Source organism: Streptococcus pseudopneumoniae (assembly GCF_038148935.1).
In the GTDB taxonomy this organism is placed as follows: Bacteria; Bacillota; Bacilli; order Lactobacillales; family Streptococcaceae; genus Streptococcus; species Streptococcus pseudopneumoniae_U.
Window position 1 is genome coordinate 1 of sequence record NZ_JBBJZX010000202.1, and the last position, 606, is coordinate 606.

The following is a 606-nucleotide window of genomic DNA, read 5'->3' on the forward strand; positions in this document are numbered from 1 at the left end:
CAGTCCTTCAATTAACAGTCCCTTACAATCAAATTGAGTTTGAAGTAGCTGAAGTAACAGCAAACCTATTTCTTAGTCATATTTCCTAAAAAAGTCCCCTCCAATTCCCCGACCAAAATCCGAAAAATATCGAAAAATGATGTTTAAAATAGTCCCCAAAAGCCTGAAATAGAGCAAAAAAACTCCACCAGATTGGGTGACTCCCGACTTTAGCACTTATGTGGTATAATATTCTACGGCACTACTACACCGCCTACGAAAGGAGGTGAGATAGCCCATGATGGAACTAATCCTTAAAACTATCATCGGACCGATTGTGGTCGGTGTCATCCTTCGTTTAGTCGATAAATGGCTAAACAAAGATAGATAGTGTCAAAAAAGACCCCAAGCTTATTTGGACGTGAGCTTGGGGTCTTTTCTAGTCCATGATATAGAACTAATCCTTAATTCCTCTCCATTATCCCACAGTTCACAAAATTTGTCAAAACTTTACATCCTCAGCTTCTCAAGCTTTAACCGCTTTACAACAAGACTTTCAAGTTTAAGAGAAAATTAGGGATTCTATCAATTTCATAGAAATTTTGATTTAGTAAACGAATAGACAAC

Annotated in this window: 1 protein-coding gene; it reads left to right on the forward strand. The window is 37.5% G+C overall.

Annotation, left to right across the window (positions count from 1 at the left end; all coding sequences use genetic code 11):
* Window positions 1–277: 277 nt before the first annotated feature.
* Window positions 278–370 carry a type I toxin-antitoxin system Fst family toxin gene (locus tag WKI42_RS10600; RefSeq protein WP_000970294.1) on the forward strand — a complete coding sequence of 31 codons (93 nt, stop codon included), beginning with the start codon at window positions 278–280 and terminating at the stop codon, window positions 368–370.
* Window positions 371–606 lie beyond the last annotated feature (236 nt).

What these genes read in the sequence shown, in the direction of transcription:
- WKI42_RS10600 (WP_000970294.1), top strand. Translation starts at nt 278, where the DNA reads ATGATGGAACTAATCCTTAAAACTATCATCGGACCGATTGTGGTCGGT.